The organism is Streptomyces sp. LARHCF249, assembly GCF_052871255.1.
Map to the genome: position 1 here is coordinate 115,923 of NZ_JBIXJQ010000003.1, position 17,795 is coordinate 133,717.

Consider the following 17,795-nt stretch of genomic DNA (forward strand, 5'->3'; position numbering starts at 1 on the left):
ACGGAGCGCCCACGGTCGCGCAGTCAAAGGAACAACGGTGGCGGCCAGCGCCCCGGTTGATTTCAGCGCCGGGCCGTGACCGTCGGCCGGTTGGGCGGTAAGGGTCCACTCGTACGTACGGCCGAAAAACGTCCTTCCGTTCCGGTCCTTGCCGTCCCATGCAACGTCGATCAGCCACGAGAAGGACCGCGGCATCCGCCCGGCCCCCGACTGGACGCTTTTTCACGGCCGGCTGAACCCGCTGCCGCGCAGGCCGAGCTCTTCACCGCCGCCGGCCACTAGAAAGCGGCGGTGACGTGGCTGCGCCGCTCCCTGGAGCGGCAGGAGGTCATGTATGCCCGCAACGAGGCACTGCACCGGGGCCATCTCGCCGGCGCCCTCGCCCGCTTCGGCGAGGCCGACGAGGCGGCGCACCACATCGAGCGGCGAGGCGCTGCCTACCGAAGTGTCGTCCGGCCGGGCGCGGGAGGGACTGGCCGTCGCGCGCCGCGAGCTCGACCGGATCCGCCCCACCCGATGAGGAGACCCGTGGACTACACCCTGATCACCGATCCGGCCGACGCCGGCCGCGCGCTGGACGACATCGCCCCCGTGTACGAGTCCGTGTTCGCGGAACCTCCGTACCTCGAAGGGCCTCGCGACCCCGCCATGTTCGTGGAGACCCACCAGCGCGAACACAAGACGCCCGGCTTCCGGCTGGCCCTAGCCCACGCCACCGACGGCGAGCTCGTCGGCTTCGCCTATGGGCTGCCGCTCACGTCCAGCACCGGATGGTGGGACGGCTTCTTGGACACGACACCGGCTCAGGACTTCTCGCGCGAGGACGGTCAGCGCACCTTCTTCGTGAAGGAGATCGCCGTACTCGCCGACCAGCGCGGGCAGGGAGTCGGCCGGAGGTTGCACTCCACTCTGCTGGACGGGATCACCGCGCAGCGGGCCACGCTCACCGTCCGCCCCGAAGCCCCGTCCGCCGCCTGGTACGAACGGCTCGGGTACGAGCTGGTAGGACACACCCAACCGTGGGGTAGCGCACCGGTCTATCGCAGCCTGGTCAAGCCGCTGCGGACCTGAGCCGAGCGCCCCCCGTCCTTCACGGTCACGCCGCGGCGCTCACGCCGGGTCCGCTGAGCCTCGCTTGTCCTCCACGTGGACGACGTGAAGTTCGGTGCCGTCCCGATGGCGCTTGGAACGTCCGAACAAACCGACGGCGATCTGCGACTCATCGTGAGGCTCATCAGGGAAGACATAGGTCAGGACGTCGTTGTGATGCCCGGTGACGACCCATCCCTCGGCGTCCTTGAGGTCGATCACCCCGAAGTCTCCGGCCGAAGACCCGGAACGCGCCGGGCCGAACTCCTTCAGGATTTCGGTGGCCTGTTCGGCAAGCTCTCCATCAGGAGCGGTCAGCACCACACAAGTACCATGCTCGAACAGCACCCACGACTTGCGAGGGTCGGCGAGAAGCCGCTGCCAGACGTCTATCAGTATCTTGATGTCCACGGCGGTCATCATGCCGCAGAGCACCGACCCCAGGGATGACGATCGGCTGGCGCCTACGGCGAGCACCGGCTCCTGAGCATGCGGACCTACCAGTCTCAACGCCATGGTCGGTGCTGTTGCCGGACCTGTCTCCCAGGGCCAGCTCCGGCGGCGGGATCAGTCGCCGCGGAGGAACTCCTCTGCGTGGCGACGGAGGCACGCGGGGGCTGCGGACGACGCCAGGGTGCGCATCAGCTCGCGCAGCTTGACCTCCTGCACCTCCGGGGAAGCCTCCTCGCGCAGGCCGATCCTCGGGCCACACCCGGTCCAGGCCGTTGTCGGGTAGGTCCCAGGGCGCGCCGAAGGCGGATTCGGGCGCGCGGGACGGCTCTGCGGGCGTGACAAGGACCTCGTCCCCTTCTGCCCTGCGGCGGGGCCCACGTCGCCGGGCAGTCCGGCGCCTCTCAGGGGCGCACAGTCGGGGTCATCCCCGCGTGTGCGGGGAGCAGGCTCGACGACCTGCGACTCTATGCTCGTGATCCCCTATTCTGAAGGGCTTTCACAGAAGTCGACATTCGGGACTTAGCGTCATCATCCTCCCCTGGTGAGCATTGGCGCAGCAAGTTTCGGCCGCGAGGGTGGGAGACGAGCGCGTGCGGGAGGGACGTCCGCCGAGCCGCAGGGTGATAGCCAGTCAGGCGAACTTGGGGCATTCGGCGATGAGCTGGGCACGCGTCTCGATCACCCGCAGGTCATCCGGGTGAGTGGCCGGGCGGGCGTCGCCGCCGCCGAACAAGCGCCGCACGTAGGGAACGCCTTCGCGCCGGTCGGTGTAGATCCAGCGGCCTCCGGCCGGGCCGTCCTCGACCATGTCGCCGATGCGGGCGGCGCTCACCGGGCGCCCTCGGGCATGTCCGGGGAGATCGGCCGTACCGGCTGGAGCTGTTTGGGGTCGGCCGTCCACTCGCGGCCGGAGGCGTCCGCCGGTCTCATGTGGGCCACGGTGCGGATGAGGCTGCCGGTGGTCTTGCTCCAGTACTGGAGGACCAGGTCCACCGTGCCGCGTCTCCCGTCCGTGAGGTGGGCGACCTCGCGGCCCAGAAGCCGGTGATCGGTGACCTCGGTGACATGGATGTCGTCTTTGATCACCGACGATACTCCTGGATCCTCGCGGCGGAGACTTCCATCAGGCGGGCGGGGCGCAGGTACTCCGGGGTGGCGATCCACTCGCGGCCGCCGCCGAGGGGGGCGACGTAGCCGGGGAACGGGTCGGTGGGAGTGCCGTATCGGGCGAGGACGCCTATGGCCAGGTGCTCCGGGGCCTCCATCGCGCGGACGATCGTGCCCGGCGCCGGCCAGAGGTGGCGGGGCAGAGCGACAGCGCGGGGGAACTGGTCTGCGTGGTCCTGTAGCTGCGTCGTGATCGTCATCGCCGCCGCCCTGGTCGTCGGAGTCGGGGGTGCGCGGGCGGGCCGTCGCTCGGCTGTGGGCCGGGAAGGGGAAAGGGTCCGGCCCGGAGGGGTGGTGCTGATGACCAGTCAACGACCGCGAGACGGCGTAAGACAGGAAAGGCTGCCCGGGCCGGGGTCGCCTGGGACCGGAAAACTTTACGGCTGGTTGACTCTTCGCCTGGATCGCGCCGTGATCGTGGGCTTACGGTCGGTGGCGTGGCAGAGAACGCCGTACTGCGCGCGCGGATGGCCGATCTAGGTCTGACTCAGGACGAGTTGGCAGGTCGGATGAACGCCGCCCTGCATTCGATCACCGGCAGACCGGGCAATGTGTCCGCGCGCAGCGTGCGGAACTTGGTGAACGGGACCAGCACGCGGCCGATCGGCCCGACTCGGGCGGCGCTTGAGCAGGTGTTCGGATGTCCTGTCGCCGATCTAGGGTTCGCGTCACCAGCACCGCCAGGACCACCAGCACCGCCGGAGGACCCCGTGCTACGCCGCACCTTCTGCTCCCTGACCGCCGGCGCGGCCGCCGCGGCTGCCATGCCCTCCACCCGCCGGTCAGTCGGCACCTCCGACGTGATCCGGCTCCGGGACGGGATGAGCGCCCTGACCGCGATGGACCAGACCCGGGGCGGGCACGGCGCGTTGGAGAGGGCCGCGCTCGCGGGAGCGGCCGAAGCCATCGGATTGCAGCAGCGCGCCGCATCCCAGACCATCAGGCAGCGCCTGTTCTCTCTGGCCGCGCACTACACGGCGTCGGCCGCCTGGTCGTGCATCGACGCGCGCCACCACGACCGCGCCCAAGCCCACCTTGATCAGGCGTTGCGCCTGGCCGGGATGGCACAGGACCCCATGGCGCAGATGCGCGTGTGGAACTCCACGGCGATGCTCGCGCACCAGCGCGGCCAGTTCGAGGAGGGCATCGCCGCCTCCCAAGCCGCGCAGGCCACCACCACCGCGCGTCGCGACCCCCTGTTCGCATCCCTCGCGCACGCCCGGACCGCGATCGGGCACGCCTCGTGCGGCGACCGGAAACCGGCGCTGCGCTCCCTCGGGTACGCGGAGGATGCCCTGGCCCGGTCCGAGATGAGGCCGCGGCCGCCGTGGATCGGGTTCTACGGGCCGGCGGAGCTCGCGGCGCTCACCGCGATCGTCCGGGACCTGCTGGGCCAGCCCGCACACGCCGAAGCCGCCTCCCACCGCGCCTTGGCCGCGCTCCCCGCAGAACTGCGCCGCAACCGGGCCATGACGACGGTGCGCCTGGCCCACGCCCAGCTCCGCCAAGGTGACACCGAGCAGGCGTGCGCGACGACCGGCGAGGCCTTCGCCCTGATGGCTGGTGACCCGATCCCGGGCCGGATGCGGACCCTGATCGGCGATTTCCACCGCGGCCTGTTCACCCTCGCCCCCACCGACCGGGCCGCCCGTGAATGGGCCGACCGCTACCGCACTGAATGGAGCAAGCGTTGAGTGACATGGCCCTGACCCGCCACGCCCACGACGATCTGCCCGCGATACGGCAAACCCTCCTGGACGTCCACGCCGACGCCTACGCGGACCGCGCGGCGGAGGAGTTCGTGCAGCGGTTCCCGTGGTTCGTGGACCACTGGGGCACAAACCCCGGCTTCACCTGCGTGATCGCGTGGGAGGGAGACGTGCCGGTCGGGTTCTCCTACGGGGCGCCCGCCGCCGAGGGCCGCCAGTGGTGGCAAGGGCATCTCGACACCCCGCCGGCCGACCCGGCCACCTTCCACGTCTCCGAGCTGATGGTCCTCCCGAAGTGGCGTAAGACCGGGTTGGGACCGCGCCTGCACGATGCGCTCCTCGGCGGCCGGCGGGAGGCGTCCGCGGTACTGACGGTGGACACCAAGCGGCCCAGGCTGCAGGCCATGTACGAGGGGTGGGGGTACCGGAAGATCGGGGAGAACCAGCCCTTCGCCGATTCCCCGGTATACGCGGTCATGCTCCTGGACCGAGGTGCCGCGTAGGACGGCCAACTGGCACTGCGGCACACGCATCCGAGGGACTTCTTCAGCCGCACCCGCAGGAACCAGCCGCGGATCCCGCAGACCAGCGCCGGAGGAAGTGGTCGCCGACGTCCCCTGCGCCCGGATCAGTGCCCGCTCGGACTCGGGCACGATCGTGCCGACCGCGGCGAGGCGTTCGGCGACCTTCGGGGTGCACACCGCGATCGTCTCGGCGGGATGTGCAGGCCGGCGAGGGCGGCCGCGTAGTCGGCCAGGGTGCCTGGGTCGGTGTGGAGCCGCCCGCGGTTGCGGCACCGCCACGTAGGCCGCAGTACGCGATTCCCTCGCCCGGCGGGTGTTGTCGGGGGTGGAGGCGAGCGCCCGCCGCAGGGTGTCGGCATCGACGCTGTAGCCGTCCGAGGTGGGCATCCAGCCGTCCGGCAGGGGGGTGTAGGCACCGCCGCCCGACAGCGGAGGAACGTCCGTGGCCGGGAAGGGCGCCATCATCGTGCGCCCCCGGCCCGGATCCGCTCCGCCTCCCGCGCGGCGGTGATCCGTACATACGGGATCGCCGCCGACGCCCACGCCGCGGCGGTGATCTCTTCACGAGCCGCCATGGTGCCGTCTGACATGCCGACCGGGACCCCGGCCCAGAACGCCGCCGAGACGGCGGCGACCGCCCCGCCCACGCCGAGCGCCCTTACTGGCTGCTCCCGTCCGGACTTCCTTCTGGGTATGCGGCCTTGAGTACATCCGCGAGCCGCCTGATCTGTGCGGGGTCTTCTGTTCCCGACACACTGATTCCGGTCGCACCCAGCCTGATTTCGACGCTATTCCCGTCGCTACCACGTGACTTGATCCAGTTGGAGACAATCTGAACGAATCCGGGAAGCCCTATTGTGCTGGAAATGATGATGGCGAGTATGTCTAGGCCGTCGCCCAGCTCTCCGGTCTTGGGAGCCGAATTCTCCCATCGGACTCGGCCCAGCCTCCGGGTTTCGGGATCCCGGACGAGAAAAGTTCTCAGCTCCTCAAGACTGTCGGTGCCGTTCGGGTGACTGATCTCAATCTTTCCGGTCACAGATTTCCCCTCCATCTGTTAGGCATGATCTCGACCCGGTCCCCGTCGCCGCCGATTTGACGCCCGGGGAGGGGCAAGGCGCGGGCCTTGGCGGCACGTTCAATATAGCGGTAAAGCGCCTCGGTGTTGATCACCGAAGGCCCCTCGGGAATTCCGTCTGTGAGTGCTCTGATGAGCAGCCCTGTGAACGTGGTGAACTGCTCTCCGGTCGGTGCAAGGGCGGCGGTCGTGGCGTTGGCGGCTGTCAGGACATACGTTCCGTCGATGGCGGCGGCGCTCGCCAGGTCGTCGGGCCCGAGGATGTCGAGGGCGGCCCCGCTGTAGCAGCTGTCCAGGATGACGACACGACTGCCGATCTGGCTGTCCGCGATCTGAATCCGCAGGTGGTTGAAATCGAGCGCAGACCACTGCCGGGACTGCGAGGAGCCCGCCAGCCCCAGCATCAGACGTCCACGGTGCGTCCAGCCGTGCCCGGCGAAGTAGACGAGTAGGGCACCGCTCGCCGGGTCGGCGGCTTCTGAGGCTTTCTCGATTGTTTCGTGTACTTCGGTGCTTGCTGCGGGGTCGCTGACCACGAAGAGGTTGCCGTCAGGGATCCCGAGACCATCGGCCATGACCTCTTTGAGCGATGTGAGATTATTGGCGATTGACGGGACAGCTTCCATTTCCCTATAAGCGGAAACGCCGATGAGGACTGCCGCGCCGTTCTGCCAGCAGGGCAGGGCCGCCGGTGATGCCGGCGGGGTTTCCGGATTGGGGGTGCGGACAGCTAGCAGCATGATGATCTCTTTTATCATCTCTGCCCGCGGTTGTGCGCGTCCTTGTACCCAGGCCGACACTGCGGCCCGGGTAACCCCCAGCTGATCGGCCACCTCACTTATGCTGAGAGCATGGGTGGTCATGTGGCGTTGGAGCCACTCCGAGAACCAGCCGTCCACGTTGATTGGGGTTGGTGAGGGAAAATGTGCGGCTGGGCGCGTGGTCGGCGGGGGTGCCGGCGGCCCCGGCCGGTGTCCGGCCGGCGGTGGGGCCTGGACCGTGCGATGCCTGGCCGGTGGCGGAAGCGGTACAGCAGTCAAGGTGATGTCGCGTGAGGGAACCAGATCATTCATCTCTCTGCCCAGCTGGGTGATTTCCTCCGCCAGTTGAGGGCGTTCAGAGATTTCCTCCGCGATTCTGGCGTTGAGGAGCTGCTCCTTCTCCGCGATTCCGGCGTTCCGGATCTCCTCTTCCTCCGCCGCTGTGGCGTTGAGGAGCTGCTCTTTCGTTGGCCCGGGCAGCTCGCCGCGACCGGGGTCTCGTTCCGTTGCCCCAGCCGGCGAAACGGAAGGCATCTTGTTGCCTTGGGCGGAGGCGAGAGTAGGCGGCAACCTTGGGTTGTCCAGCGCCCGGACCTCTCCCCACGCGTCCAGGCGAAGGCGCAGCAATTCTTCGATGTCGGGTTCGAAGCCCGCCCAGATGGCCCAGACCGTAGCCAGATTCAGCATCGCCAGCAGCTCACCCGAGGCGGGAACGCGGAACCGGTCCGGATCGTGGTGCCACCAGCTGAACGGCTCTCTGAAAGGGTCCAACGCCGGAAGGCCCCAGGATTCCACGGCCATGCTGACGTCTTTGAGGGATTTGCCGGGGTTCGCCGCCTGTGCCAGACGTTCGTACCGCCGCAGCATGTCGTGCAGCTGCCGGACTGCTTCCACCGTTCCCCTGTCCTTCAGGCCGTCACATCATGTGCCGAGGCCTCACGTTGAGTGTTTACCGACTAGGGGACGGTATCGGGAAGGAAGGCCTTGCGCGGGTGGAAGCGCACTCCTTGGCGCACGGCCCCGGTGACCGGCCGTTGGCTCGGAGTGGATCCGCGAGGACGCCGACGCGCTCGACGCCGACCACGTCGCCGCCGACGTCCTGGACAAGACCTACCGCGAGTACCTGGAGGGCGACGGCACCGAGGGGATCCCGCTGTTGCAGGTCCTTATCTGGGACGGCGCCGTCCCCAGGGCGTCCCCGTTGCCACCTCTTCCACCGGAACCGACAGCCAGTGGCAGGCAACCGGCGACCTCCGGGTGATCGGTAGCCGAGCTCGCGGGATCGGCCACCGGGTTTACAGCTTCGCTTCGGGGCGTGCATGGTCGCGGATGCGCGTCCTCGAGTGAGGCGGATGCCAGCAGGAAGGAATGCCAGCCATGATCCTCCCGAAGGTCAGGGACCCTCGCTTCGTAACGATCCGCCGCGGTGGGACCCTTACGGATTCGGATCACCATCTCCTCGCCCTTTGGGCGGCAGCTTGCGCGGAGCACGTCCTTGGCCTCTTCGAGTCGGCTCGACCTGAGGACGCACGGCCGCGCCAGGCGATCGAACATGCCCGCGCCTGGGTGCGTGGCGAGGTCAAGATGATGCAGGCCCGCGCGGCGGGCGGCCATGCAATGGGCGCGGCTCGAGACCTGCGTGGCGCAGCACGGCATGCCGCGTATGCCGCCGGCCAGGCCGGAGTCGTCGCACACGTCGCCGCGCACGAGCTGGGTGCGGCTGCCTATGCGATCAAGGCCGCACGCGCTGCCGCGCCAAAAGGCGAGAGCGAGGCCGCAGGGCGACTCGAGTGCCAGTGGCAGCGCGACCAGCTCCCGGAGGCGATTCGTGAGCTCGTACTGGACGACCAGCGATTGCGGAACGACATCTGCTGGTCGGTGTTCGACTGCTGAGCGCGCGTCGGGCGCCAGCACAGACCGCAGCACGAAGCTGATCGCCGCCAGCGCCTCTCGGTCTCCGAGCCATCGCAGGCGCGGGAGGTTGCTGATCCACCGGCACCTCGCCGAAGAAGACGACACCTCACCGACAACGGCCCCGCCGGAAGACCAACCGGCGGGGCGTCGCCGTCAGAGTTCGTCGGCATCGTGAACGCCGCCTTCGTCCTTTGACCAGTGATCGTGACCGTTTGCCAGGTGAGTGTGACCGCTGATGTCGGCGTACATGTGGTGAACGTGCCCGACAGCAAGAAGGGCCAGGGGCTTCTTGACCTGAAGTGTGATTGAGCTTCTAGTGTGCTCGCTAGTTGATCACTTGACGACGGGAGAACGCGCTCATGATCCTCGTGACCGGAGCCACCGGAAACATAGGCAGTGCGCTGGTGAAGGAGCTGCAAGCATGCGGTGCCGGGCCGCTGAGGGGGCTCACCCGAAATGCCGCAGAGGCCGCCTTCCCCGACGGGGTCGAGGTCGTGGAGGGCGATTTCGGGAAGCCGGCGTCGTTGAAGCACGCCATGGAGGGGGTGCGCTCGCTGTTCCTCGTGTCTCGCCTCGGTTCGGACGCCGACATCCTCGAAGTCGCCCGGAAGGCGGGTGTGGAGCACGTGGTGCTGGTGTCGTCGATCACCGTCCAGACCCATCCGCACCTTGGCCCCGCCGCCGAGAACTTGACGGTCGAGCAGCTGCTCAAGGAAAGCGGCATGGCCTGGACGATCCTGCGGCCGACGCAGTTCGCGTCGAACGCGCGCATGTGGGCAGCCGCCATCCGGCAACACGAAACCGTCCGCGCGCCGTACGCGGACACCGCGCTGCCAACGATCCACCCCGCGGACATGGCGTCGGTGGCACGGGCGGCGCTGACCGAGCCGGGCCACCAGGGGGCGACGTATGCCTTGACCGGTCCGGAGCCGGTAAGTGCCCGGCAGCAGGTCCAGGCCATCGCGGCTGCACTCGGGCGGGAGATTCCCTTCGCCGAGATCAGCCGCCAGGAGGCCCGCGCACAGATGGCCGCGGTCTTCGGGGCCGAGGCCGCGGACGCGGTGCTCGACGTCACGGGTGGAGACGTCAACGACGAGCTCCTGACGGTGCGCGACACGGTTTCACAGGTCACCGGAATGCCGGCCCGGCCGTTCCGGCAGTGGGCTTCGGAGAACGCCACCGCCTTCCGCTGAACCGCTCGGCCTGAGCACGCTTTTGACCCGGTTCAGCTACTCAGGCTCCGGGCCAGGGTGCGAGGATTTGTTCGTGGTGACAGATGTCGAGTGGGCTCGGATTCGGAGGGGCTTGCGCTTCGGGCAGGTTTCCGAGGCACTGTGGTGCGGGTTCCCCGGCCCGGTACGGTTCGGTCGGGATCTTCGTGGAAATAGGCCTGAACGTCGGAGGCTTTGTCGACGCGCAGTGGCTGCCGGGCGAGATCGAGGACTGGCCGGCGGAAGGCCCGGTTGCCGACTTCGAGATCTGCTGGGCTGACAGCCGCCAACAGATCCGGCTGATGCCGTGCGATCCTGGTATCTGCGGAACGACTTCGCATTGCGCGGACGCATCCGCCGCGACATGGGCAAAGCCCCCAGAGCCGTCGCGACCGTGATCGACTCCCAGAGCGTCAAAGCCGCCGAGACCGTCGGCAAAGCCTCACGCGGCTACGACGCGGCGAAGAAGTCAACGGCAGGAAACGGCACATCGCGGTCGACACCCGCGGCCTCCCGCTGCTGGTCATGGCCACTCCTGCCGACATGACCGACCGCGACGCGGCCAAGGAGGTCCTCTTCCGCCTCCGCCTCATGCACCCCTGAGATCACCATCGTCTGGGCCGACTCTGCCTACGCCGGACAGCTCGTCACCTGGGGTCCTGCCACGGCGTTGGTCGTCGAGCGCACCCTGGCGTGGCTCATGCACGCACGTCGCCACGCCAGGGACTACGAACGACTCGTCCAGCACTCCGAAGCCCTGATCACCTGGGCCGCCATCACCCTCATGACCCGACGTATCACCCAGACGAAGAGGCTCAGCCTTCCTCCCTCGTCAAAGCCGCCTGAACGCAGGAGCTCCGGTCCCGCCAGCCAACGCTAGGCGAGGTCAGCGCAGACGGCCCAGCCAACCAGATCGGCGGCTACCGCACCGGTATTCGTCGCTTGCACGACCCACCCATGATTGGGGGCAGCGGGAACACCCGGACGACTTTGGATAAACGCCCAGGTTGTTTCGGTGCCTAGCGTGATACCTCCGCCTGTGGCGGTCTTCCCCGCGGGGCACGCGACCGGAACGAATGCCGTCCCACCTGGGGGAACGTCCTCCTCTGCCGCAACAGCGATGAACACCCCTGACAAGCCGCCAGCGCCGGTAGCGCCCGTCGCGCCGGTCGCGCCCGTCGCGCCGGTCGCGCCCGTCGCGCCGGTCGCGCCGGTCGCGCCCGCGCCATCGATTCCCGGGGGCCCGGTCGGCCCCGTCGGACCTGTGGCGCCCGTCGGACCAGTGGCGCCGGTTGCTCCAGCGCCGGGACCGGTCGGGCCCGTTGCCCCGGTCGGACCCGGCTCACCCTGTTCGCCGGGCTCGCCCTGAGGGCCGGTGGCACCCGTCGGACCCGTGGGCCCGGTCGGGCCGATCGCGCCCGGCCCGTCTTCACAGTTGTGCCCCCACGGCGGACAGCCGTCGGGGCCGGGGTCTGCCTGGCTCACCGCAGCCGTCGACTCGTACGGAGTCGACGCCAGCGCAGCACTGTTCAAGCCCAGCATCACGAGAAACAGCGATGCCATCGCGCCGCAGGCAACCCATTTCCCCTTTCGGGGGAGAGGACCAAGCGTCGTCGACTTATGCCCGTACTCGGGACCCATAGGTGCTCCTTGAGGAGGAACGAGTGACGTTCCGAACGGAATTTCCGTTTCCTCGGCAACATCGGTCCGCAGATTCACCACCTTGAGTGTCCTGTAAAGAGATCAACCTATTGACGCATTACCATCCGGTAGCAGAACGAACGCAAACGCGCCCCCGGCGGTTCCTACGGATGCCGGTTCCCCGCCATAGCTGCGGGAGTCCCGCCCGACTGTCTCGGCAGCCTTCACCGACTGGTAGTCGATGACGGTCGCGACGGCTCGGGGTCCTTTGCCCATCTCGCGGCGGATCCGCTGGGCGAGGGCATCTCGAATCTGGCCGACGATTCCGGCAGCGGCCCGACGGGCCATGAATCCCCAGACGGTGCGCCAGGGCGGGAAGCCCGCTGGCAGCGCCCGTCATTTGCAGCCGGTGTCGACCACGTAGCGGATGGCGTCGACGATCTCGCGTCGGTGGTGCTTCTCCGGTCGGCCGCCAGCGTGGGTCTCGCAGGCCGGGACGGGCAGCAGGGGTTCGATCAGGGCCCATGCGGCGTTGGTGGTGCCTTTGCGCCCGTCGGGGCGCACGTCTTCCATGGGCGAGATCCTGGACCCTCCAGCCACTGGAGACTCGAGCACCCGGGCGCGCGAGCCTGTGGCTCTCTTCAGAGCCCTGCGCCCTGGCCGCCCGGGGCGACGAACGAGGTCAGGACGGGCCGTCTTAGTCCTTCCACGGGTCCTTCAGCGGCAGGACCCCGAAGCCCCGAAACCGGGTGTCCAGGTCCTTCAGTTCCACGAGGCCCTTGCCGACGTTCCCCCACCCCTGGGCCTCCGCCTCGCGCGCTTCGTCCTCGGGGAGCGGCGAGGCGGCCAGGGAGGAGGCGGCCAGCACGCTCGCCATGCCGCTGCGGATGTGCTGGAGGGCGCTCGCCCACACCTCCTGGCTGGGAGCGTCGGGGATCTGCTGGTACGCCTCGGCGTCGCGGAGCGCCGCGGACAGGTACTGGAAGTCGATGACCGCGCGGCCCTGCTCGTGCAGGCTCTGGGAGCTGCGCGCCTGCCTGACCAGTTCGTTGTATCGCTCGGAGCCGCCCTGCCCGTACCAAAGGACGACGAGCGCACTGGCCGGGGTCGGCGCGGGTGCGGCGGTCGCGGTCGGCGTCTGTTTCGGGGAAGCACTGGGGCTGGGGCTGGAGCTGGGGCTCGGCGCGGAGGCTTCGGGTCCACCGGAACAGCCGGAGAGCAGGACGGCACTGCCCATGGCCAGTAAGAGTGCGAAAGCGCGGGCCCGCATGTTTCCCCCTGGATCGACCGGTCGGCCTTCAACAGGCCTCTCCATAAGGTGCCTTACCGCGTCGATACCGCCTAGTACTCCAGTGCGGTTTCGTGATCTATCCGCTGGCTTCGGGGGCTGAGCGTCGTCGGTAATGACTGCGGCGGGCTGTTGCCTGGTGGCGTCTGCGCCAGTTCGACCACTGCAGCAGTCTGGCTGGGGATACAACTGGTGGGTTGAAGACGGCGGTGAACAGGTGGCGGATCTCCGGAACGGTCAGCGAGATCGGGTTGCTGCCCCGGGTGTGGTGATGTGGGTCGGCTGGCCGGTCGGGGGCTGCATCGGCGGCGACGGTGGCGAGGAAGGCCAGCGCGAGCATGGCGAGCGTGACGTGCCGGTGCCATGAGGTCCAGTTCCTCACCTGGTAGTGGTCCAGGCCGACTTGGCCTTTGGCGGCCTGGAAGCACTCTTCGACGCTCCAGCGGCTGCCGGCCACGCGGACGAGTTCGGCCAGCGGCGCTGCGGTGGGTGACCAGCACAGGTAGAAGGCGAGTTCCCTCGTGGTGGGGTTGCGGCGGATCAGCAGGTGGCGGTATTCGCCGGTGCCGATATGGATCCAGGCCCAGTGGTAATAGCGCAGGCCCTTCGCGCCGGTGCCGGCGCTTTGCCGGTGCCAGGCAGCCTCGGGCAGGCGGTCGGCGACCGTGTCGGCGCGAATCGGTGTGCAGCCGGAGTTGATCCGGACCCGGATAGAGCAGGCGACGGCCAGAACGTAGCCGGTCCCGCGGGCCTGCAGGGCGGCACGAAGCTGCGGGTCCTGTCCGTATGCCTCGTCGCCGGTCACCCACGGTGCTTCCACCCCGGCGTCCAGCGCGGCGGCGATCATCTCCCAGGCCAGGCGGGGTTTGGTCGCGAACTGCACCTCGTCGGGTATCCCGGCCGCCTGGCGGCGCTCGGGATCGGTGCACCAGGAATGCTCAGGCAGGTAGAGCCGGCGGTCGATCAGCGCCCGCCCCCGGCCGGTGGTGTAGGCGAGAAAGACACCGACCCGGCTGTTCTCGATGCGTCCGGCGGTGCCGGTGTACTGCCGCTGCACGCCTGCCGAGGCCCGGCCCTTCTTCATGAAGCCGGTCTCGTCGACGATCAGCACGCCACCATCGCTGCCGAGGTGGTCGACGGCGTAAGCGCGGACTTCGTCGCGGACGGAATCAGCGTCCCAGCGGGCGCTTCGCAGCAGACGCTGCATCGGTCCGGGACGTGCGTGACCAGCCTGTTCGGCCAGCCGCCAGCAGTTCTTGCGCTCGACGCCGGACAGCAGCCCGAGCAGGTACGCGCGGGCGGTCGTCCGCGGTTCCACCCGTCGGAACCGGCCCGCGATCCGGGCCATGGCCTGGTCGAACAATGCCCGCCACCGGATCGGGTCTACGCTCTGGCTCGGGGCCACCGCACGATCTTCAGGAGTCCACACAACCCCCGATGATCAGGCGGTGGCTGCTCTCGCTCCGGGCCGGGTCCCGGGGGCAGTTCCGAACTCCTTGCTGCGGTCCGACGGCGGCCCCTGATCGTCACAATGAGCACATGGACAGCGAACCTCTGCGGATCCCGCTTGATCAGCTTCGGACGGCCTTCGAGCTGGCACTGCAACACATCGAAGCGTCAGCCGGCAGCGCCGTGGCGCTCGAACACGATTACTTCTGGTCTGTTCCGGGCGACGAACTCTACGACGTCCCCAACGAACCGAAAACGATCACAATCGGGCAGCTCTCCGAGTCATGGCAGCACCTTGAGGACCTCCTCGCCGACCCGAACCGGGCCGTAGGCCACCACCTGGTCTGGCTCGCCGATGTCCTCCGCGCGATCGGACAGGACACCGCCCAATAGCCACCACACGTGCGACATGACGTGGAACTACGAAGTCACACTGGAGTACTAGGGGGCGGGAAGTTGATGTTGGCGTGCTTCCTGTCCGCGTACGCACAGGCCGCAGCCGAAATCCTGCCCGTGCCCCCCGGAGAACCCCAAGACGCTCCGGCCGCGTTTCTGGCCTGGCTCGAACCCCGAGCCACCGCGACGGCCCGCCGTCGGCTGATCGTCCTGGACGACGTCGCCGCCCCCGCCGACCTCAAGGGCCTGTGGCCGCCGGCCAGCCCGCACGGCGCCACGCTGGTGACGACCCGCCGCCACGAGCCCGCCCGGCCACCCGCACATATGGCCGCCGACCTCGGGCACCTCCCCCTGGCCCTGTCGCGGTGTCCGGTGCGGTGCATCGCAAGGGGAGGGCCGCGGCTCGTACCGGACGTACTTGCGCGGTCCGACAACGCGGCGAGGTGCCGTGCCGGGGGCCGCGACCGTGAACCTTTCCGGTCGCAGCACTAGGGGCTTTCGGTCAGGCCCGTCACGTCCTGGACGTGGCGCAGGCTCGGTTCCAGCAGCACCGTGTGGAGCTGCTGGAACACCTGGCGGGCGGCGACCGCGTTCCAGTCGGCCGGGAGCAGTTCCGTCGGCAGGCCCGGGTCGAGGTACGGGAGGCGGCGCCACTGGGTGAGCAGCGGCACGTAGTGGCGGAACGCCTGCGCGGGGTCCGGGTCGGGCCCCGCGCCCAGCCGGGCCGCCACGGGCGCGTAGGCGTCGGTGAAGGCCGCGTACTGGGTCTGGATCGCCGGGAAGTCCCACCACGAGCTGACCGTGTCGGGCAGGTCGCTGAAGGCGGCGTACTCGGCGGCGAACAGGTGGACGTAGTCGCTGAGTCCCAGCCGCTCCAGCATGCCGCGCGCGTCGTCGAGCAGCCGGCCGGGCGCCAGCCACACGCCGGGGGCGATGTTGCCGAAGCCGAGCCAGGTCAGCCGCGTGCGCAGCTGGTAGCGGTGGTTGCGTTCGGACTCCGGTACGGAGAAGACCGCCATGGCCCAGCCGTCGGCCAGATCGGCGGGTTCGAGGCTGGCGAAGATGCGGCGGTCGCCCTCGTCGAAGACGGGGTGGGCGGCCGGGCTCAGGCGGTACCCGGTCGCGCCCCGGCGCTCCGGTTCGAGGACTCCGCGCTTCTTGAGGCGCGAGATCGCCGAGCGTACGGCCGGGCCGTCGACGTCCAGTTCCCCCATCAGCGTGATCAGGTCCGCGATGGAGATCCAGCCGCCGAGGCGGCGCAGGAACGCCCCGTAGACCGTGTTGATCAACGAGCTGGGCCGAAGGGGGCTGTCCGACATGATCGCCTTCCGTTGTACGCGGTCGCGATCATATCGAGCCCTCCTCCGGCCCCCTCGGGCTACTGCGGCAGAGGCGCCCGCGCGTACGCGCCGGAGAGCAGGTGTCCGGCTCCCGGGGCGACGGCCTCGAGGTCCAGGGCGCGCAGCATCTGGTGGGCGGTGCAGACGGCCGCGGACACGACCGGCTTGCCCAGGAGCTGTTCGGCCTCCTCGATGGCGGTCAGGGAGGGCATCTGCACGCAGGCGGACAGGACAACCGCGTCGGCCTCCGCGTACTCCAGCGCCCGGGCGAGCCCGGGCAGCCGGGCCGGGTCGTGGGCGGCGACGTCGAGGTTGTCGGGGATCTCCAGGGCCGTGTGGTCCAGGACCTCGATGCCCTCGTGGCCGAGGTAGTCGACGACGGTACGGGTGAGCGGGCGCATGTACGGGGCGAGCAGCACGATCTTCCGGGCGCCGAGCGTGTGCAGCCCGTGGACGAGGGCCCCGGCGCTGGTGACCACGGGCGCCGGGCCGCCGTTCTCCGCGGTGCGCAGGTGCAGGCGTTCCTGCGCGGCGCGGTGGTAGCCGAGGCCCATGCTCATGATGGCGACCAGGCAGGCGTAGCCGAGGACGTCGACGCGGGCGTCGGAGAGTTCCACGGCGCAGCGGTCGGAGTCCGCGTCCATGGCCTTGAGCTGCTCCGGGGTCACATGGGTCATGCGCATCCGGCTGGAGTGGAAGGTGAAGCCCTCGTCGGGTACGAGGCTCTGGCGGGACCGCAGGATCGCCGGGACCTCGGTCTCCATGGTGACGTTGGAGCTCGGCACGATCTGCCCGATGCGGAAGGTGCGGAAGGTGCGGTGGGTCGGGGAGGTCATGGGTACTCCTCAGCGGGCGTCGACGACGGGATTGGTCAGGGTGCCGATCAGCTCGACGGTGGCTTCCACGGTGTCCCCGGGGACGAGGAACTCCGGCGGGACCATCCCGGCTCCGACTCCGGAGGGCGATCCCGTGGCGATGACGTCGCCGGGCTCCAGGGTGATGCCGGAGCTGATGTCGGCGATGAGGCGGGCGATGGGGAAGAGCATGTGCCGGGTGTTGGACTTCTGCTTGGTGACGCCGTTGACGCGCAGCGAGAGGTCGAGGTCCATGGGGTCGGGGATCTCGTCGGCCGTCACGACCACCGGGCCGAAGGGGGCGTAGGAGTCCTGGCCCTTGGAGAAGAACCACTGGCCGGAGCGGCGCTGGTCGCGGGCGCTGATGTCGTTGACGATGCCGTAGCCGAAGATGTGGTCGTACGCGTCCTCCTCGCTGACCCGGTAGGCGGTGCGGCCGATGACGACGGCGAGTTCGCACTCCCAGTCGAGCTGGGTGGTCAGGCCGGCGTTGTGCAGGATGGGCTGCCCCGGTCCGGTGACCGCGGTGGAGGGCTTGGAGAACAGGACGGGGCGCGGGGGGCGTTCCTTGTCGGTGTCCAGGCTGCGGCTGGACTCCTCCACGTGTTCCACGTAGTTGAGGCCGACCCCGATGATCTTGCCGGGGCGGTGCGGGGCGCGCAGGGTGACCTCGCCCGGGCGGTGCACGGCCCCTGTCGGCCGGTCGGCCGGGTCCGCGGCGAGCAGGCGCCGGGCGGTTTCCCGCACCGCGGGGCCGGCCTGGATGAAGGAGAGCAGGTCGTGCGGGAGTTGGACTCCGGCCCGGTCGGCGAGGGCGGCCAGGTCGATGACGAGGCCGTCGGCCTCGACGCCCAGGCGCTCGGCGGAATCGGCGGAATCGGCGGAGTCGGCAGTGGTGAAGGTCAGCAGTCGCATGGGGGT

At 69.2% G+C, this 17,795-nt stretch carries 18 protein-coding genes and 3 pseudogenes; 8 read left to right on the forward strand and 13 right to left on the reverse strand.

The window, feature by feature from the left end; genetic code table 11:
* Positions 1-291 precede the first annotated feature (291 nt).
* Entirely contained in the window at positions 292-1,071 is a 780-nt protein-coding gene (locus ACIPUC_RS08965) for a GNAT family N-acetyltransferase (RefSeq protein ID WP_446587880.1), read from the forward strand.
* A gap of 39 nt (positions 1,072-1,110) precedes the next feature.
* Here ACIPUC_RS08965 and ACIPUC_RS08970 read toward each other — a convergent pair whose 3' ends face one another.
* From ACIPUC_RS08970 to ACIPUC_RS08985, 4 genes are all read right to left on the reverse strand, one after another.
* Positions 1,111-1,509 carry a hypothetical protein gene (locus ACIPUC_RS08970; protein WP_446588888.1) on the reverse strand — a complete coding sequence of 133 codons (399 nt, stop codon included), beginning with the start codon at positions 1,507-1,509 and terminating at the stop codon, positions 1,111-1,113.
* A gap of 664 nt (positions 1,510-2,173) precedes the next feature.
* Complete coding sequence (locus ACIPUC_RS08975) at positions 2,174-2,374, reverse strand: hypothetical protein (protein WP_446587882.1); 201 nt, start codon at positions 2,372-2,374, stop codon at positions 2,174-2,176.
* Positions 2,371-2,628, reverse strand: a complete 258-nt coding sequence (locus ACIPUC_RS08980) for a hypothetical protein (protein WP_446587884.1) — start codon at positions 2,626-2,628, stop codon at positions 2,371-2,373. The genes ACIPUC_RS08975 and ACIPUC_RS08980 overlap by 4 nt, the downstream gene beginning before the upstream one ends.
* Complete coding sequence (locus tag ACIPUC_RS08985; RefSeq protein WP_446587885.1) at positions 2,625-2,909, reverse strand: hypothetical protein; 285 nt, start codon at positions 2,907-2,909, stop codon at positions 2,625-2,627. The genes ACIPUC_RS08980 and ACIPUC_RS08985 overlap by 4 nt, the downstream gene beginning before the upstream one ends.
* 510 nt (positions 2,910-3,419) lie before the next feature.
* On the opposite strand from ACIPUC_RS08985, the gene ACIPUC_RS08990 reads away from it, so the two are divergent.
* Together ACIPUC_RS08990 and ACIPUC_RS08995 are read left to right on the forward strand one after the other, a co-directional pair.
* Entirely contained in the window at positions 3,420-4,403 is a 984-nt protein-coding gene (locus ACIPUC_RS08990; RefSeq protein WP_446587887.1) for a hypothetical protein, read from the forward strand.
* A gap of 5 nt (positions 4,404-4,408) precedes the next feature.
* On the forward strand, positions 4,409-4,921 hold the full coding sequence (locus tag ACIPUC_RS08995; protein WP_446588890.1) for an N-acetyltransferase family protein: 513 nt from the start codon (positions 4,409-4,411) through the stop codon (positions 4,919-4,921).
* Between the two features lie 482 nt (positions 4,922-5,403).
* Here the strand turns inward: ACIPUC_RS08995 and ACIPUC_RS09000 are convergent, their stop codons facing one another.
* The 3 genes from ACIPUC_RS09000 to ACIPUC_RS09010 are packed head-to-tail and all read right to left on the reverse strand — an operon-like array spanning position 5,404 to position 7,675.
* A complete protein-coding gene (locus ACIPUC_RS09000; protein WP_446587889.1) occupies positions 5,404-5,589 on the reverse strand; it encodes a hypothetical protein in 186 nt (61 codons plus the stop codon).
* Between the two features lie 11 nt (positions 5,590-5,600).
* Entirely contained in the window at positions 5,601-5,981 is a 381-nt protein-coding gene (locus ACIPUC_RS09005) for an effector-associated constant component EACC1 (RefSeq protein WP_446587891.1), read from the reverse strand.
* Positions 5,978-7,675, reverse strand: a complete 1,698-nt coding sequence (locus ACIPUC_RS09010) for a caspase, EACC1-associated type (RefSeq protein ID WP_446587893.1) — start codon at positions 7,673-7,675, stop codon at positions 5,978-5,980. The genes ACIPUC_RS09005 and ACIPUC_RS09010 overlap by 4 nt, the downstream gene beginning before the upstream one ends.
* Positions 7,676-8,158: 483 nt before the next feature.
* Here ACIPUC_RS09010 and ACIPUC_RS09015 point away from each other — a divergent pair, with 483 nt between their 5' ends.
* From ACIPUC_RS09015 to ACIPUC_RS09030, 4 genes and pseudogenes are all read left to right on the forward strand, one after another.
* Entirely contained in the window at positions 8,159-8,674 is a 516-nt protein-coding gene (locus tag ACIPUC_RS09015; protein ID WP_446587895.1) for a putative immunity protein, read from the forward strand.
* A 380-nt stretch (positions 8,675-9,054) separates the two neighbouring features.
* Positions 9,055-9,888 (forward strand): NAD(P)H-binding protein, encoded by an 834-nt coding sequence (locus ACIPUC_RS09020; protein WP_446587897.1) that lies wholly within the window; start codon positions 9,055-9,057, stop codon positions 9,886-9,888.
* 355 nt (positions 9,889-10,243) lie between these two features.
* A pseudogene (locus ACIPUC_RS09025) lies at positions 10,244-10,561 on the forward strand (transposase); the annotation flags it as partial.
* Positions 10,562-10,576: 15 nt separating this feature from the next.
* Positions 10,577-10,771: pseudogene (locus tag ACIPUC_RS09030) on the forward strand (IS5-like element IS4811 family transposase); the annotation flags it as partial.
* 962 nt (positions 10,772-11,733) lie between these two features.
* Here the strand turns inward: ACIPUC_RS09030 and ACIPUC_RS09035 are convergent.
* From ACIPUC_RS09035 to ACIPUC_RS09045, 3 genes and pseudogenes are all read right to left on the reverse strand, one after another.
* Positions 11,734-12,120 (reverse strand): annotated as a pseudogene (locus tag ACIPUC_RS09035) (transposase); the annotation flags it as partial.
* A gap of 124 nt (positions 12,121-12,244) precedes the next feature.
* A complete protein-coding gene (locus ACIPUC_RS09040) occupies positions 12,245-12,817 on the reverse strand; it encodes a hypothetical protein (protein WP_446587899.1) in 573 nt (190 codons plus the stop codon).
* 97 nt (positions 12,818-12,914) lie between these two features.
* Complete coding sequence (locus ACIPUC_RS09045; RefSeq protein WP_446588892.1) at positions 12,915-14,183, reverse strand: IS701 family transposase; 1,269 nt, start codon at positions 14,181-14,183, stop codon at positions 12,915-12,917.
* A 191-nt stretch (positions 14,184-14,374) separates the two neighbouring features.
* On the opposite strand from ACIPUC_RS09045, the gene ACIPUC_RS09050 reads away from it, so the two are divergent.
* Positions 14,375-14,677 (forward strand): hypothetical protein, encoded by a 303-nt coding sequence (locus ACIPUC_RS09050; RefSeq protein ID WP_391022347.1) that lies wholly within the window; start codon positions 14,375-14,377, stop codon positions 14,675-14,677.
* Positions 14,678-15,168: 491 nt separating this feature from the next.
* On the opposite strand, the gene ACIPUC_RS09055 is transcribed toward ACIPUC_RS09050, so the two are convergent.
* Genes ACIPUC_RS09055 through ACIPUC_RS09065 form a run of 3 tightly spaced genes read right to left on the reverse strand, consistent with a single transcriptional unit; the run spans position 15,169 to position 17,789 of the window.
* Positions 15,169-15,999, reverse strand: a complete 831-nt coding sequence (locus ACIPUC_RS09055) for a PaaX family transcriptional regulator (RefSeq protein ID WP_446587901.1) — start codon at positions 15,997-15,999, stop codon at positions 15,169-15,171.
* Between the two features lie 59 nt (positions 16,000-16,058).
* Positions 16,059-16,856 carry a maleate cis-trans isomerase family protein gene (locus ACIPUC_RS09060; RefSeq protein WP_446587903.1) on the reverse strand — a complete coding sequence of 266 codons (798 nt, stop codon included), beginning with the start codon at positions 16,854-16,856 and terminating at the stop codon, positions 16,059-16,061.
* Between the two features lie 9 nt (positions 16,857-16,865).
* Entirely contained in the window at positions 16,866-17,789 is a 924-nt protein-coding gene (locus ACIPUC_RS09065; RefSeq protein ID WP_446587905.1) for a fumarylacetoacetate hydrolase family protein, read from the reverse strand.
* Positions 17,790-17,795: the final 6 nt, after the last annotated feature.